General features: G+C 67.3%; 1 protein-coding gene. It reads right to left on the bottom strand.

Features of this window, described 5'->3' with window-relative positions:
* Window positions 1–23: 23 nt before the first annotated feature.
* Window positions 24–1,226, bottom strand: a complete 1,203-nt coding sequence (locus tag ACFV9H_RS41435) for an IS110 family transposase (RefSeq protein ID WP_385409180.1) — start codon at window positions 1,224–1,226, stop codon at window positions 24–26.
* Window positions 1,227–1,466: the final 240 nt, after the last annotated feature.

Below are 1,466 nucleotides of genomic sequence, written 5' to 3' on the forward strand. Positions count from 1 at the left end.
GGGGGGTGCCCCTATGGGTTTGGTCAAGCTGATGGGGCGGGTTGGGGTTCGTAGAAGGTGCCGTCGCGGAGCATCGCGAAGAGCACGTCGGTTCGTCGTCTCGCGAGGCAGAGGAGGGCTTGGGTGTGGTGCTTGCCCTGGTTGATCTTCTTGTCGTAGTAGGCCCTGGAGACCGGGTCTGCCAGGGCGGCGAACGCGGAGAGGAAGAAGGCCCGTTTGAGCTGCTTGTTTCCTCTCCGGGACGGTTGCTCACCACGGATTGACGAGCCCGAGCTGCGGGTCGCTGGGGCAAGGCCGGCGTAGGCGGCGAGGTGGGCGGCGGACGGGAATGAGCTGCCGTCGCCGACGTCGATGAGGATGCGGGCTCCGGTCCTGACGCCGATCCCCGGCATGGACGTCAGGACCTTGGAAAGAGGGTGGTTCTCCAGCAGTTCCTCGATCCGGGCGGCGAGGAGTTTGCGCTGGTCAAGAACTGCTTGGAGGGAGCCCGCGAGGCTGGGAACGATCAATGCGGCCGCGTCGGTGCCCGGGACGACGACGGTCTGCTCGTCCAGTGCCGTGAAGATGTCATCGACGAGACGCTCGGCCATCCGTGGGGCCTTGGGACGGATCAGCGTCACGAGCCGACGCCGTCCTGCCTTGCGTATCTGGGCGGGCGAGCCGAACTGGTCGAGCAGCCTGAGCACGGCCGGGTGCTGCACTCGCGGCCCCAGGACGCGTTCCAGCGACGGATGGATCTGCGTCAGCAGGCCGCGCAGGCGGTTGCTGATGCGGGTGGCTTCGCCGGCCAGGTCGTCGTCGAAGCCGACGATCATCTCCAGCTCGGCGATGGTCTCGTCTTCGAGATCGACCGAGCGGAGCGTGTGCGGCATGACGCGGGCGGCGTCCGCGATGACGAACGCGTCACGGGCATCGGTCTTGGCTTCGCCGGGATAGAGATCGGCGATCCGCCGCATCGTCAGCCCGGGCAGATAGGCGACCGGGCAGCCCATGTCCCGGGCGACCGCCAGCGGCAGGGCACCGATGGAGGCGGGCTGGTCGACGACCACGAGCACGGTCCCGTGTTTGGCCTGCAGCTTGCCGAACACCTCGCGGAGCTTGGGTTCGCTGTTGGGCAGCCGCTTGTCGAAGACCTTCTTCCCGGCCGGGGTGACGGCAGTGGCGTGGTGTTCGCCCTTGCCGACGTCCAGGCCGAGGAAGGCGCCGATGTCACTCGTGTCGATCACGTGCGTCCTCCGGTCGTCCCTCTCGCCCGGCCGTCCCTCGGCACCGATCGCCACATCCACATTACGAAGAGCCTCCCGACCTGCGAAGAAGCCGGTGGTCATGCCCCTAATCAGCGGTCTGTCGATGCCTCCGGAGCTGGTGACACCACCCCCCAGGCCATGCGTTCGACAGGGGGAGAAAGTCATGCCAACTCCGGAGGCCGGACGCCCCATTGCGGGGCCACCAAGAAGGTAATGGGG

The organism is Streptomyces sp. NPDC059874, assembly GCF_042731135.1.
In the GTDB taxonomy this organism is placed as follows: domain Bacteria; phylum Actinomycetota; class Actinomycetes; order Streptomycetales; family Streptomycetaceae; genus Streptomyces.